The sequence below is a fragment of the Paracoccus thiocyanatus genome (assembly GCF_900156255.1).
Classification (GTDB): Bacteria; Pseudomonadota; Alphaproteobacteria; order Rhodobacterales; family Rhodobacteraceae; genus Paracoccus; species Paracoccus thiocyanatus.
The window spans coordinates 12,078-25,655 of record NZ_FTMK01000002.1 but is presented as its reverse complement, the minus strand read 5'-3'; the positions used below and the strand labels follow the sequence as shown (position 1 = coordinate 25,655).

9 protein-coding genes, 1 tRNA gene, 1 pseudogene and 1 riboswitch are annotated in these 13,578 nt (G+C 69.4%); of the genes and pseudogenes, 8 read left to right on the top strand and 3 right to left on the bottom strand.

All coding sequences use genetic code 11. The features are described from left to right. Both F3H32_RS01520 and argS read right to left on the bottom strand, forming a co-directional pair. Positions 1-1,170 carry an SPOR domain-containing protein gene (locus tag F3H32_RS01520; protein ID WP_149763798.1) on the bottom strand — a complete coding sequence of 390 codons (1,170 nt, stop codon included), beginning with the start codon at positions 1,168-1,170 and terminating at the stop codon, positions 1-3. Positions 1,171-1,236: 66 nt separating this feature from the next. Continuing rightward, entirely contained in the window at positions 1,237-2,982 is a 1,746-nt protein-coding gene (argS, locus tag F3H32_RS01515) for an arginine--tRNA ligase (protein WP_149763796.1), read from the bottom strand. A gap of 257 nt (positions 2,983-3,239) precedes the next feature. Between argS and F3H32_RS01510 the strand changes: the two are divergent. The 3 genes and pseudogenes from F3H32_RS01510 to metK all read left to right on the top strand — a co-directional run. Continuing rightward, positions 3,240-4,719, top strand: a pseudogene (locus F3H32_RS01510) (DEAD/DEAH box helicase); the annotation flags it as partial. 804 nt (positions 4,720-5,523) lie between these two features. Continuing rightward, on the top strand, positions 5,524-6,978 hold the full coding sequence (lnt, locus tag F3H32_RS01505) for an apolipoprotein N-acyltransferase (RefSeq protein WP_262494976.1): 1,455 nt from the start codon (positions 5,524-5,526) through the stop codon (positions 6,976-6,978). Between the two features lie 31 nt (positions 6,979-7,009). Further along, a riboswitch (SAM-SAH riboswitch) is annotated at positions 7,010-7,058 on the top strand. A gap of 5 nt (positions 7,059-7,063) precedes the next feature. Next, the gene (gene metK / locus F3H32_RS01500; protein ID WP_149763790.1) at positions 7,064-8,230 is read left to right on the top strand and encodes a methionine adenosyltransferase; all 1,167 of its coding nucleotides are present in this window, start codon (positions 7,064-7,066) and stop codon (positions 8,228-8,230) included. Between the two features lie 170 nt (positions 8,231-8,400). On the opposite strand, the gene F3H32_RS01495 is transcribed toward metK, so the two are convergent. Then, entirely contained in the window at positions 8,401-9,027 is a 627-nt protein-coding gene (locus F3H32_RS01495; protein ID WP_149763788.1) for a DnaJ domain-containing protein, read from the bottom strand. Between the two features lie 69 nt (positions 9,028-9,096). Between F3H32_RS01495 and F3H32_RS01490 the strand changes: the two genes are divergently transcribed. The 5 genes from F3H32_RS01490 to F3H32_RS01470 all read left to right on the top strand — a co-directional run bounded on the left by F3H32_RS01490 (position 9,097) and on the right by F3H32_RS01470 (position 13,568). Beyond that, complete coding sequence (locus F3H32_RS01490; RefSeq protein ID WP_149763786.1) at positions 9,097-9,348, top strand: BolA family protein; 252 nt, start codon at positions 9,097-9,099, stop codon at positions 9,346-9,348. Positions 9,349-9,428: 80 nt separating this feature from the next. Continuing rightward, a complete protein-coding gene (gene glpX, locus F3H32_RS01485) occupies positions 9,429-10,394 on the top strand; it encodes a class II fructose-bisphosphatase (RefSeq protein WP_115756647.1) in 966 nt (321 codons plus the stop codon). A 45-nt stretch (positions 10,395-10,439) separates the two neighbouring features. Further along, positions 10,440-12,182, top strand: coding sequence for a single-stranded-DNA-specific exonuclease RecJ (gene recJ, locus F3H32_RS01480; RefSeq protein WP_149763784.1), 1,743 nt, complete (start codon positions 10,440-10,442; stop codon positions 12,180-12,182). A gap of 120 nt (positions 12,183-12,302) precedes the next feature. Continuing rightward, positions 12,303-12,377 (top strand) — tRNA-Glu (locus F3H32_RS01475). Between the two features lie 135 nt (positions 12,378-12,512). Continuing rightward, entirely contained in the window at positions 12,513-13,568 is a 1,056-nt protein-coding gene (locus tag F3H32_RS01470; RefSeq protein ID WP_188128557.1) for an NAD(P)/FAD-dependent oxidoreductase, read from the top strand. Positions 13,569-13,578 lie beyond the last annotated feature (10 nt).

Here is a 13,578-nt window from a genome sequence, read left to right as displayed (position 1 = left end):
TCAGTTCGCGGTGGCGGGGATGCAGTCCACGCCCTCGGCGATCAGGGCGGCGCAAAAGCGGCGGGCGTCGTCCTTGGAGGCGAAGCCCGCGGCGCGCAGCCGCCAGAAGCTGCGGCCGTTCGCCTTGTGCTCCTGGACCACCAGGCCCTTGCCGGCGAACAGCGCAGAGAACTTGCCCGATACGCGGTCCCATTCGCCCCGCGCCAGCGCGTCGCTGTCAAAGGCGCCGATCTGCACCAGCGGCGCGCCCGGCGCGACCTGGGCCGGGCTTTGGGCCGGGGCTGCGGCTTGCGGCGCGGCATCGGGGCGGGTTTCGGGGGCGGCAGCGGCCGGTGTGGGCGCGGCATCGCTTGCGACCGTCGCCGCGGCGGCCATGCGGCGCGGACGCGGCGCCGGGCGCGAGGATTGCGCGATGGCGGCGGGCGTCGCCCCGGCCTCGGCCAATGCCGTGGTGATGGCGGTGTCGCGGGTCTGGTTGCCGGCCAGGTCGGTCACGACCTCGTTGACCGGGGCCTCGGCCGCCGGGGCGTCCGAGATCACTGCACTGGCCACGGATTGCGCCGCGGGATCGGCCTCGGTCGGGGCCTCGCCGTCGGGGCGGGCGATGACGCGGGCGGTTTCCTCCAGCAGCGGCAATTCGACGGGGTGCGAAGGCTCTTGCGCCGTGGCGCCGAACTCGCCCATGGCCACGTCCTGCGGCTCCAGCCCGGCGGGCTGCGGCGCGATGGCCACGCGGTCCACCGGCTGCGCGTCGGCGCCGGCTGCGACCGAGTTCACGGCCAGGCCGGTGCGATGGGTCAGTTCGCCGCCCGGATTGTCGGGCGCGGTGCGGGCCTCGCCCTCGACCGCGCGGATCACCGGCACGCCCGAGACGTCGCGGACCACAAGCTTGTAGCCCCAGACCGCCAGGATCACGATCAGCCCGACCGAGACCAGCGCCCCCAGGTAATGCGTCAGCCGCGTGACCCGCCCCAAAAGTGACGGCGAATCGACCAGCGACTCGGCGTCCGAGCGATAGGGCTGGTCGTCCCAGCCGCTTTCCTGCCAGTCCTGATCCTGCCAGTCGCCGGAATGGCCCTGTTGCCCATCGGCATGGGAATAGTCATGCGACAGCCCATGGGGCTGCGACCCGTCAAACCCGCCCGAAGAGCGGAAATCTACTACCGTCATTCCTGCCTGCCTGCCGGTTGTCCCGACGCTGCTTGTTCAACTGCTCGCCCCGGCAGGCGCCGTTTCTCAGCGCATTTCCTTGGCCGGAGTGACACCCAAGATACCAAGACCGGCCGAAATGACAACGCCGACGGACCGCAGCAGGGCGATTTTCGCCGCCGTGGCCTGCATGTCGCCCTCTTGCAGGAAACGCAGGGCCGGTTCGTCATTGCCGCGGTTCCAAAGCGAATGCAGCTCGGACGCAATATCGTAAAGGAAAAACGCGATCCGGTGCGGCTCGTGCGCGCGAGCGGCGATCTCGACCGTGCGTGGCCATTCTGCAACTTTGCGCGCCAGTTCCAGCTCGGCCGGATGCGCAAGCTGCGCCAGATCCGCCTGCGCCAGCGCCGCGTCCAGGGTGTCGACGCCCATCTCGGCCGCCTTGCCCAGGACCGAGTTCACCCGCGCGCTGGCATATTGCACATACCAGACGGGGTTGTCCTTGGACTGTTCCAGCACGCGGGCAAAGTCGAAATCCAGCGCCGCGTCGTTCTTGCGCGTCAGCATGTGGAAACGGGTCACGTCCGCGCCCGCCTGCTCGACCACGTCGCGCAGGGTGACGAAGGTGCCGGCGCGCTTGGACATCTTGAAGGGCTCGCCGTTCCTGAACAGCCGCACAAGCTGGATCAGCTTGACGTCCAGCGGCACCCGGCCGTCCGACAGCGCCTTGACCGCCGCGGTCATGCGCTTGACATAGCCGCCATGGTCGGCGCCGAACACGTCGATCAGCGCGTCATAGCCGCGCTCGATCTTGTCCCAGTGATAGGCGATGTCGGGGGCGAAATAGGTCCAGGCGCCGTCCGATTTCTTGACCGGCCGGTCCACGTCGTCGCCATGCGCGGTCGAGCGGAACAGCGTCTGTTCCCGCGGCTCCCAATCCTCGGGGGTCTTGCCCTTGGGCGGCTCCAGCACGCCTTCGTAGATCAGGCCCTGCTGGCGCAGCCGCTCGATCGCCGCCTCGATCCGGCCGGTGCCGTAAAGCGCCTTTTCGCTGGAAAACACGTCCATATGGACGTTGAGCAGCGCCAGGTCGGCGCGGATCATCTCCATCATCGCCTCGGTGGCGAAGCTGCGGATCTCGGCCAGCCATTCGGATTCCGGCTTTTTCAGCAGGCTGGTGCCGTATTTCGCCTTCAGCGCCTCGCCCACCGGGATCAGGTAATCGCCGGGATAAAGCCCCTCGCGGATCTCGGGCTCCAGCCCGTTGGCCTCTCGGTAGCGTTCATAGGCGGAACGCGCCAGCACATCGACCTGGGCACCGCCGTCGTTGATGTAATATTCGCGCGTGACCTCGTGCCCGGCGAAATCCAGAAGCGCCGCCAGCGCATCGCCAAAGACCGCGCCGCGGGTGTGGCCGACATGCATCGGCCCGGTCGGGTTGGCGCTGACGAATTCCACGTTGATGCGCTGGCCCCGGCCCATGTCCGAACGGCCGTAATCGCCGCCCTGGGCCAGCGCCGCGCGGATCACCGCCTGCCATTCGCCCGGCGCCAGCCGCAGGTTCAGAAAGCCCGGCCCCGCCACCTCGGCCAAGGCGATGCGGGGGTCGGCGGCCAGGCGGGCGGCCAGCGCCTGGGCAATGTCGCGCGGCTTCAATCCCGCGGGCTTGGCCAGCACCATGGCGGCATTGGTGGCCATGTCGCCATGCGCGGCGTCCCGCGGCGGCTCGACCGTCACATTGGCGGTGTCGAGGCCCGCGGGCAGATCGCCCGCCCGCTCCATCTGCGCCAGCGCGTCAAGGACCAGCGTGCGGATATCCGAGAAAAGGTTCATGGTTTCCATCCGTAAGATCGTCCGGGGATAGCGCCTGGCCAAGGGGGCCGTCAACCGGGCGGCCAAGCCGCGTTTTCGCATCAGATTGACGAAGGGCAGGTTTTCGGCTAGGCCCGCCCTGTCTGCATCCGGCAGGCAAGGCGAGGGGCGTGCGGAAATTGCGTCCCGACCCGCCGCGAACCCCCCGGTTTCCCGGTTGGGCGGCGATGGACGCAAGCACGGCGCGGCGACCCCGCGCATTGATACGAAAGCCCTGAATGACCAAGTTTTCCGATCTGAAGCTGGACCCCAAGGTTCTGAAAGCCATCGCCGAAGCGGGCTATGAATCGCCCACGCCGATCCAGGAGGGGGCGATTCCCCCGGCGCTGGAAGGGCGCGACGTGCTGGGCATCGCCCAGACCGGCACCGGCAAGACCGCCAGCTTCACCCTGCCGATGATCACGCTGCTGGGCCGCGGCCGGGCGCGGGCGCGGATGCCGCGCAGCCTGGTGCTGTGCCCGACGCGCGAACTGGCCGCCCAGGTGGCCGAGAATTTCGACATCTACGCCAAGCACACGCGCCTGACCAAGGCGCTGCTGATCGGCGGCGTTTCCTTTGGCGAACAGGACAAGCTGATCGACCGCGGCGTCGATGTGCTGATCGCGACGCCCGGCCGGCTGCTGGATCATTTCGAGCGCGGCAAGCTGCTGCTGACCGGCGTGCAGATCATGGTGGTGGACGAGGCCGACCGCATGCTCGACATGGGTTTCATCCCCGATATCGAGCGCATCTTCCAGCTTACGCCCTTTACCCGGCAAACGCTGTTCTTCAGCGCCACCATGGCGCCCGAGATCGAGCGCATCACCGACACCTTCCTGCATGCGCCCGAGCGTATCGAGGTCGCCCGCCAGGCCACCACCAGCGAGACGATCACCCAGAAGCTGGTCGAGATCACCCCCTCGCGCCGCGACCAGACCGCCAAGCAAAAACGCGAATTGCTGCGCGCCATGATCCGGGCCGAGGGTGAGGGGCTGAAAAACGCCATCATCTTCTGCAACCGCAAGACCGAGGTGGACATCGTCGCCAAGTCGCTGAAAGCGCACGGTTTCGACGCCGCGCCGATCCATGGCGACCTGGACCAGCGCCACCGCACGGCGACGCTGGACGGGTTCCGCGAAGGCACGCTGCGCTTCCTGGTCGCTTCGGACGTGGCGGCGCGGGGCCTGGACATCCCGGCGGTCAGCCATGTGTTCAACTTCGACCTGCCCAGCCATGCCGAGGATTACGTCCACCGCATCGGCCGCACCGGCCGCGCCGGGCGGCTGGGCACCGCCATCTCGATCGCGACGCCTGCGGACGAAAAATACCTGGGCGCCATCGAATCGCTGGTCAAGCAGGCCCTGCCCCGCGCCCCGGTGCCCGAGGGCTTTACCCTGTCCAGCGCCGCGCAGGACGCGCCCCGGCCGGCGCGCGAAAGCGGCCGCAAGGACCGCGGCCGCGAGCGTCGCGGCCGCCGCGACGACAGCGAGCAGCGCCCGCCCGTCCCCGCCGCCGAACCGCGCGCCGAGGCCAGCCCCGCACCCGAGCAGGTCGACCGCCGGCCAGAGCGCGCCCCCCGCGACGAACGCAGGGACGAGCGCCGCGAGCGTCATGGCGACCGCCATGACCGGCGCGACGACCGCCGCACCGACCGCCACCCGGTCATGGGCATGGGCGATCACATGCCCGAATTCATGACCCGCAGCTTCCGCCCCGGCTTTACCGAACCGGCCGATGCCGCACCCGCCGACGACGTCGTGGCCGCCCAGCCGGATGCGGAAACGCCGCGCGCCCGTGCCGATACCGACAGGCAGGCACCAGCCAGGCGGCAGCGCGCGGCGCGAAACCGCCCCGAGCAAGGCCAGGACGAGAAGCGGGCCGAGCCCATCCAGGCGGAACCCGTCCAGCCGGAACCCGTCCAGGCAGAGCCGGAACCGATCGAGCCGAAACAGGCCCAGCCTGAACAAGGCGCGGAAAATACCGAGGCCGCCGCATCCCAGCCAGAGCCTGCCTCGGCAGCCGAACCGCAGGCCGTGCAGGCGGCGGAAACGGCCGACGCGGCGCCCGGCGAACCGGCCCAGGAAAAGCCGGTCCGCAAGCGCAAGCCGCGCGTGACCAAGCCCAAGGCCGAGCCCGCCCCGGCCGAGCTTTCCGGCGCGCGAGCCGCTGATCCAAGCGCGGCCGAGCCCGCAACCGACGGCGAGCAGCCCGAAGCCGCGCCGGCCGAGGCCCCGGCCAAGCCTGCGCGCAAGACCGCCCGGACGCCCGCCAAGCCGCGCGCTCCGCGCAAGCCCAGGGCCAAGGCGGCCGCGCCGGCAGAACCGTCGGCGGCAGAACAACCCGCGGCAGAACAGCCGGCTGCGGAAACGGCTGGCGGCGCGGCTGCGGCCCCGGAAACCGGCCCCGACGACAGCGCCGCCGGGACCTGAGACCGCGCCCATGGCCGTTCCGGCCTGCATGTCCCCGGCACGACGCGGCCGCCTTTCCTGGGCGGCGCTCGGCCTTGACGCGGGGCTGGGGGCCATGGCTGCGCTGGGTCAGGCGCCCTGGGGTCTTTGGCCGCTGACGCTGCTGGCGCTGGCGCTGCTTTGCCATCGCATCGCCCGCGCCGCGACGCCCGGCGCCGCAGCCTGGCACGGCTTTGCCGCCGGGCTGGGCCATTTCGCGCTGGCCATGTCCTGGATCGTCGAACCCTTTCTTGTCGAGCCCGAGACCTATGGCTGGATGGCCCCCTTTGCGCTGCTCTTCATGGCCGCCGGGGGGGCGCTGTTCTGGACCGTTCCGGCTTGGCTCGCCGGCCGCCTGGCGCCCGGCTTTCCCCGGCAGGGCCTTGCCTTCGCGGCGCTGATGGTGCTGTCGGACTGGCTGCGCGGCTGGATCTTCACCGGCCTGCCCTGGGCACTGACCGGCCATGTCTGGATCGACACCCCCGCCGGCCAGGTCGCGGCGACGCTGGGTGCGATCGGGCTTTCCGGCCTGACCATGCTGGCCGCCGCCCTGCCCCTGTGCTTTCGCCGGCCCGGCCGGTTCCCGGCGCTGCCCGGCACGGTGCTGGCCCTGCTGGTCGTCGCCACGGCCTGGAGCGCGGGGCTGGCGCGGCTGGCCCAGCCCCTGCCGCCCGATACCGGAATGCGGCTGCGCCTGGTCCAGCCCGATGCCACCCAGGCGCTGAAATGGGATCCCTGGTGGTCCGAGGTGTTCTTCCGACGCCTGCTCGACCTGTCGGCCATCCGCGACCCCGACATGCCGCCGCCCGACGCGGTGATCTGGCCCGAAACCGCGGTGAACTTCCTGCTGGAACAAGCCGGCACCGCACCGCAGGACATCGCCGCCTATGTCGGCGCCCCGGTCGTGCTGGGCATCCAGCGGGTCGAGGGCGAGCGTTACTTCAACAGCCTGACCGAATTTTCGGCCCAGGGCATCGGTCCGATCTACGACAAGTTCCACCTGGTGCCCTTTGGCGAATACACGCCCTGGGGCGACATGATGGCGCAGCTTGGCATCCGCGCCTTTGCCGCCCAGCACGGCTTCGGCTATTCCGCCGGCCCCGGCCCGCAGGTCATGCGCCTGCCCGGCCTGCCGCCGATGCAGCCGCTGATCTGCTACGAGGCCGTGTTCTCGGACCACCTTGTCAGCGGGGAAAACCGGCCCTCCTGGCTTTTGCAAGTCACCAACGACGCCTGGTTCGGTCAATGGTCGGGACCCTGGCAGCATCTGGCCCAGGCCAGGCTGCGCGCCATCGAATCGGGCCTGCCGCTGATGCGGGCGGCCAATACCGGCGTCTCGGCGGTAATCGACGCCCGCGGGGGGCTGCGCGCCACGCTGGGCCTGAACCGCGCCGGCCGCATCGACGCGGCGCTCCCCGGCGCGCTGCCGCCGACGCCCTGGTCGCGGCTTGGCGATTGGCCGGCCTTGGCGCTGGCGCTGGCGGCCTTGCTGCTGGTCGCGGCGCGCCGGCCCCGCGCGTTGCGCAGTTGACGCCGCCCCCCGCGTCCACTAACGCTTTGCCTGACCGTCACAACGGCTTCCTGGCGTGGCGGCGTCATTTCAACGGAGCAACTTCATGGCCAGACAGGACTATGTGTTCACCTCGGAATCCGTCTCCGAGGGCCACCCCGACAAATTGTGCGACCAGATCTCGGATGCGGTCCTGGACGCGCTCCTGGCCGAGGACCCGGCCGCGCGCGTCGCCTGCGAAACCTTCGCCACCACCGGGACGGTGGTCGTCGGCGGCGAGATCGGGCTGACCGACCAGAAAAAGCTGGGCGAATATATGGGCCGCATCACCGAGATCGCCCGCAATACCATCCGCGATATCGGCTATGAACAGGAAAAGTTCCACTGGAACACCTGCCATGTCCACAACTACCTGCACGAGCAATCCGCTCATATCAGCCAGGGCGTGGACCGCGACGGCGCGGGCGACCAGGGCATCATGTTCGGCTATGCCGTGGACGAGACGCCGGAACTGATGCCGGCGCCGATCCAATATGCCCACGCGATCCTGCGCCGCCTGGCCGAGGTGCGCAAATCCGGCGCCGAGCCGACGCTGGGCCCGGATGCCAAATCGCAACTGAGCCTGCGCTATGAAAACGGCAAGCCGGTCGAGATCACCAGCCTGGTCCTGTCGCACCAGCACAAGGACGAAGGCCAATCATCGGACGATGTCCGCGCCATCGTCGAGCCCTATATCCGCGAGGTTCTGCCCGCGGAATGGCTGACCGAGAACACCGAATGGTGGGTGAACCCCACGGGCACTTTCGTGATCGGCGGGCCGGACGGGGATACCGGCCTGACCGGGCGCAAGATCGTCGTCGATACTTATGGCGGCGCGGCCGCGCATGGCGGCGGTGCCTTTTCCGGCAAGGACCCGACCAAGGTGGACCGCTCGGCCGCCTATGCGGCGCGCTACCTGGCCAAGAACGTGGTCGCGGCCGGGCTTGCGACGCGCTGCGTGATCCAACTGTCCTATGCGATCGGCGTGGCAAAGCCGCTGTCGATCTATGCCGATACCTTCGGCACCAGCGAAGTCCCCGAAGCCGAGATCGAGCGCGCCGTTTCGCGTGCCATGGACCTGACGCCGCGCGGCATCCGCGAGCATCTGGCGCTGTGCCGCCCGATCTATCGCCGCACCGCTGCCTATGGCCATTTCGGCCGCACGCCGGATACCGATGGCGGCTTTTCCTGGGAGCGGACCGACCTGGCCGAGGCGATCAAGCGCGAGCTGTAAGGCCGCAGGGGGGGCTTTGCCCCCGCGCGTTCCGCGCTCCCCCAGGATATTTAGGCACGAAAGAAGCCGGGCGGGCGCGGCTTTTCTTCGCTTCTTTCGTGGAAAAATATCCTGCGGGGGAAGCCCGGCGGGCCTGCCCGTCGGGCGTGGGGGCGCAAAGCCCCCATTCTTCAATCCCTGAAGCTGCGGCTGTCCTTGATCTGGTCCCAGGCCCAGACCACTTCCTGCAAGCGATCTTCGTCCGAACGGTCGCCACCATTCATGTCGGGATGAAGATCCTTGACCAGGGACTTGTATTGCTTGCGGATTTCCGCGCGGCTCCAGCTGTCCTTGGCTTCAAGGATCTCCAGCGCCCGGCGCTCGGTCGGCGGCAGCTTGCGGGCCGTGCGCGTGCGCAATTCGGGGTTGGTGCCGTTGGTCCCCAGGATCTCCAGCGGGTCGTCGATGCCGTGCCGCGCCCATTTCTGTTCCTGCGTCGCGCGGCCAAAGGGCTTGGTCGGGCGTTCCCAGACCGTGGCATTGTCCAGAAACTCCTGGAATTCGGCTTCGGACTGGCCCTGGAAATAGTTCCAGTTCAGGTTGTATTCGCGGACATGTTCCTTGCAGAACCAGTAATATTCGTCCAGCGCACGCGGCGATTTCGGCGCGCGATACTGGCCGGGCTCGTTGCAGCCTTCCTTGTCGCATTGCCGCGTCGAGGTCTCGAAGGCGCCGGACATGCCGCGTCGCCCGCGTGAGCGGCGCTTCTTGTCCGCGGCCGCGGAAATGTCGAAACCGAACGGGTCGCTGTTGCTCATCTGCCTGCCTTGTCCTCAACGGGACAGGCAGTTTAGGCTATTTCGCGGGACATGAAAGGGGAAACGGACATGATTGCCGACGAGATGCGCCAAAGGCTGGAAATACTGGAGCCTTCGCGGCTGGACATCATCGACGAAAGCGAAAGCCATCGCGGCCATGGCGGCTGGCGCGAGGGCGGCCAGACGCATTTCCGCATCCGCATGGCCAGCGCCCGCTTTGCCGGGCTGGGCCATGTCGCGCGTCACCGGCTGGTGCATGGCGCCCTGGGCGACATCGTGCCGCGCATCCACGCGCTGGCGCTGGAACTGGCCGAAAGCTGAACCGTTAGCGCGCCCAGTCTTGCCGGGCCCGAACGGGGCGCGTAGAAGCCCGCAAAGCCGCAAGCACAAGGAATTTCCGCATGACCTCGCCCAAGGATTTCAATGATCGGATGCTGTCGCTTGGCCTTGCCCGCGTCAGCGAGGCCGCCGCCCATGCCTCGGCGCGGCTGATCGGCCGCGGCGATGAGAAGGCGGCCGACCAGGCGGCCGTCAACGCCATGCGCGAACAGCTCAACAAGCTTGACATCCAGGGCGTCGTCGTCATCGGCGAGGGCGAGCGCGACGAGGCGCCGATGCTGTTCATCGGCGAAGAGGTCGGCACCGGCCAAGGCCCCGCGGTCGATATCGCGCTGGACCCGCTGGAGGGCACGACGCTGACCGCCAAGGACATGCCGAACGCGCTGACCGTCATCGCCATGGCGCCGCGCGGCACGCTGCTGCATGCGCCCGATGTCTATATGGACAAGCTGGCCATCGGTCCGGGCTATCCCAAGGACGTGGTCAGCTTGGACATGACGCCTTCGGAACGGGTGCGGGCGCTGGCCCAGGCCGGCGGCGTCAAGGACAGCGACATCACCGTCTGCATCCTGGAACGGCCCCGGCACGAGGACCTGGTGGCCGAGGTCCGCTCGACCGGGGCCGCCATTCGCCTGATCACCGATGGCGACGTGGCGGGCGTGATCCATTGCGCCGAGGCGGAGCTGACCGGGATCGACATGTATATGGGGTCCGGCGGCGCACCCGAAGGGGTGCTGGCGGCCTCGGCGCTGAAATGCATGGGCGGGCAGATCTGGGGCAAGCTGCTGTTTCGCAACGACGATGAGCGCGGCCGCGCCGCCAAGGCCGGCATCACCGACCTGGACCGCATCTATTCGCGCGACGAAATGGTGACGGCCGACGTGATCTTTGCCGCGACCGGGGTGACGAACGGCTCGATCCTGGCCGGGGTCAAGCGCGAGCCGCATTACCTGCAAACCGAGACCATCCTGATGCGTTCGAAGACCGGCTCGGTGCGGCGCATGATCTATCGCAACCCGATCCGCTGAGCGGCCGGGCTTGAACAGCGGGCGGTCATGGGGGATGAAGCCCGCATGACCGCCTTTCTTTCCGTAGAATCTTCGCTGACCGGCCGGCTGTGGCGCGGTCCCGATCCCGCCCTGGAACGCGCCGCCGCGGCGCTGGCCCAGGACAGCCGCCTGCCCCTGCCCGTCGGCCGGGTGCTGGCCGCGCGCGGCGTGCCCGCCCATGAAGCGCCGCTTTACCTTGATCCCAAGCTGCGCGACCTGCTGCCCGATCCCGCCAGCCTGCGCGACATGGACAAGGCGGCCGAGCGGCTGGTCGCCGCCGTGCTGGCCAGCCAGCGCATCGCCATATTCGCCGATTACGACGTCGATGGCGGCGCCTCGGCCGCGATTCTGCTGGACTGGCTGCGCCGGCAGGGGCGCGATGCGACGCTGTATATCCCCGACCGCATCGACGAAGGCTATGGCCCGAACGCCCCGGCCATCGCGGCGCTGTCGCGGGATCACGACCTGATCGTCTGCGTCGATTGCGGCACGCTGAGCTTTGACGCCCTGGCGGCTTCGACCTGCGACGTGATCGTGCTGGACCACCATCAGGGCGGCGAAACCCTGCCCCCGGTCTTGGCGGTGGTGAACCCCAACCGCGCCGACGAGGATGGCAGCCTGGGCCATCTTTGCGCCGCCGGGGTGGTATTCCTGACCCTGGTGCGCTGCAACAGCCTGCTGCGCCGGGACGGCCACGCGACGCCCGACCTGATTCCGCTTCTGGACCTGGTGGCGCTGGCGACGGTGGCCGATGTGGCGCCGCTGGTTGGCGTGAACCGCGCCTTCGTGCGCCAGGGGCTGCTGATCATGGCCCGGCGCGAGCGGCCGGGCCTGGTGGCGCTGTCGGATGTGGCGCGGCTCGATTCGGCGCCCAATGCCTTTCACCTGGGCTTTCTGCTGGGGCCGCGCATCAATGCCGGCGGGCGGGTCGGGCGCGCCGACCTGGGGGCGCTGTGCCTGTCATGCGCCGACGGCCGTCAGGCCGAGCGGCTGGCGGCCGAGCTGGACGCGCTGAATCGCGACCGCCGCACCATCGAGGCCGCCGTGCGCGACGAGGCGCTGGCCCAGGTCGAGGCGCGCGCCAGTGACGGCCTGGTCGCCTGGGCCGCGGGCGCGGGCTGGCATCCCGGCGTGGTCGGCATCGTCGCCGCGCGGGTGAAAGAGGCCACCGGCCTGCCAGCGGTGGTTATGGGGGTCGAGGGCGGCATCGGCAAGGGTTCGGCACGCTCGATCCCTGGCGTGGATTTGGGCCGCGCCATCCAGCGCCTGTCGGCCGAAGGCCTGCTGCTGAAAGGCGGCGGCCATGCCATGGCCGCCGGCCTGACCATCGAAGAGGCAAAGATCCCTGCGGCGATGGATCGCCTGTCGCAACTGCTGGCGCGCGAGATGGCCGAGCGGTCGGGGGCGGGCGAGCTGCGCATCTCGGGGCTGCTGGACCCTGCCGGGGCCACGGTCGAGCTGATGCAGATGCTGGAGCGCGCCGGCCCCTTCGGCCAGGCGGCGCCGGCGCCGCGCTTTGCCTTTGCCGAGCAGCTGATCGACAGCGCCGGGGCGATGGGCGACAGCCACCTGCGGCTGCGATTCCGCAGCCCCGGCAGCCCGGTTCTGGAAGCCGTCGCCTGGGGCGCGATGAGCGGTCCGCTGGGCCCGGCCCTGCTCGGCGCCAAGGGCCGGCGCTTCCATCTGGCGGGGCGGCTGGAGCTTTCGCATTGGGGCGGGCGCGAGCGTGTGCGGCTGCGGCTGGACGATGCGGCGCCCTTGGGCTGAGCCCTTGGTCCGCCCCGGAAAAAACTTTCCGGGGCCGCGTTTTTTCCGCTTGCAACCCTCGGACGGAAATCCTAGATACCGCCTCACGCCGCGGGGCAAGGCCCGGCGGAGACAGAAAGTGGCCCGTTCGTCTATCGGTTAGGACGTCAGGTTTTCAACCTGAAAAGAGGGGTTCGACTCCCCTACGGGCTGCCACTTCCCCCTCTCATCATGATGACATGCTTGCCGCTTATCGCCCTTGGGCAAAGGCGTCTTGCCGGTCCGACCGGGCATGGCGGAGGCTTGCCGGGAACATCGCGCGGCGCCGGGCGTTCAGGAAGCCCGTTCCCGATGCGAGGCCAGGATGCATGCCCCGACCCCCTTTACGATCCGCGCCGGGATGATGCGCGCCGCCGCCGCGACCGGGCGGGCGATGACGAGGGGCCGCCCGGCATGAAGGCGGCCCGGCAGGTGGCCGATTGCCTGGTCATCGGCGCAGGCCCGGCGGGGCTGCTGGCGGCGCTTTACCTGGCGCGGTTCCGCCGCCGGGTCGTCGCCGTGGATGCCGGCGACGGCCGCGCCCTGGGCATTCCCCGGCTGAACAATTGCCCCGGTTTCCCCGACGGGATCAGCGGTCGCGAATTGGTCGACCGGCTGCGCCGGCAGGCGACGCATTACGGCGCGGATATCGTCCCCGGCCACGCCACCGCCATCGCGCGCCAAGGCACCGGCTTTGCCGTCACCTGCGGCGGAACGCCGCTGCCGGCCCGGCGGCTGCTTTTGGCCACCGGGGTCACGGATTTCCTGCCCGACCTGCCCCGGATCAAGGAAAACATCGCGCGCCGGTCCTTGTGCCTGTGCCCGGTCTGCGATGGCTATGAAGCCAGCGGCAAGCGCATCGGCGTCTTCGGCCAGGATGCGCATGCGCTGCGCGAGGCGATCTTTCTGCGCAGCTTTTCCTCCGAGGTGTTTTTGCTGGTGCAGGATCCGGCGGCGCTTTCGGATGCATCGCGCGCCCAGGCCGCCCAGGCCGGCATCGGGATCTGCGAGGACATTCGCGCCATCCATTCAGGCCACTCCGGCTATGTGGCCCGGCTGCTTGACGGGCGCGAAATCGCCTTTGGCGTGATCTATGCGGCGCTGGGTTATGCCGTTCGCGCCGAGCTGGCCGCGGCGCTGGACATCCGCCGCGACGACAAGGGCCATATCCGCGTGGACGCCCATCAGCAGACCAATGCCAGGGGGGTCTATGCGGCGGGCGACGTGGTCCATTCGCTCAACCAGATCGCGGTGGCCCTGGGACAGGCGGCCACCGCGGCGACGGCCATCCATAACGACCTGCGCCAAGAGGATGAGGGCAGCAGCGCCGCGCAGCCCGGCACGGAGACGGGGATCACCGGCGGCTGAGCGCGCGCGG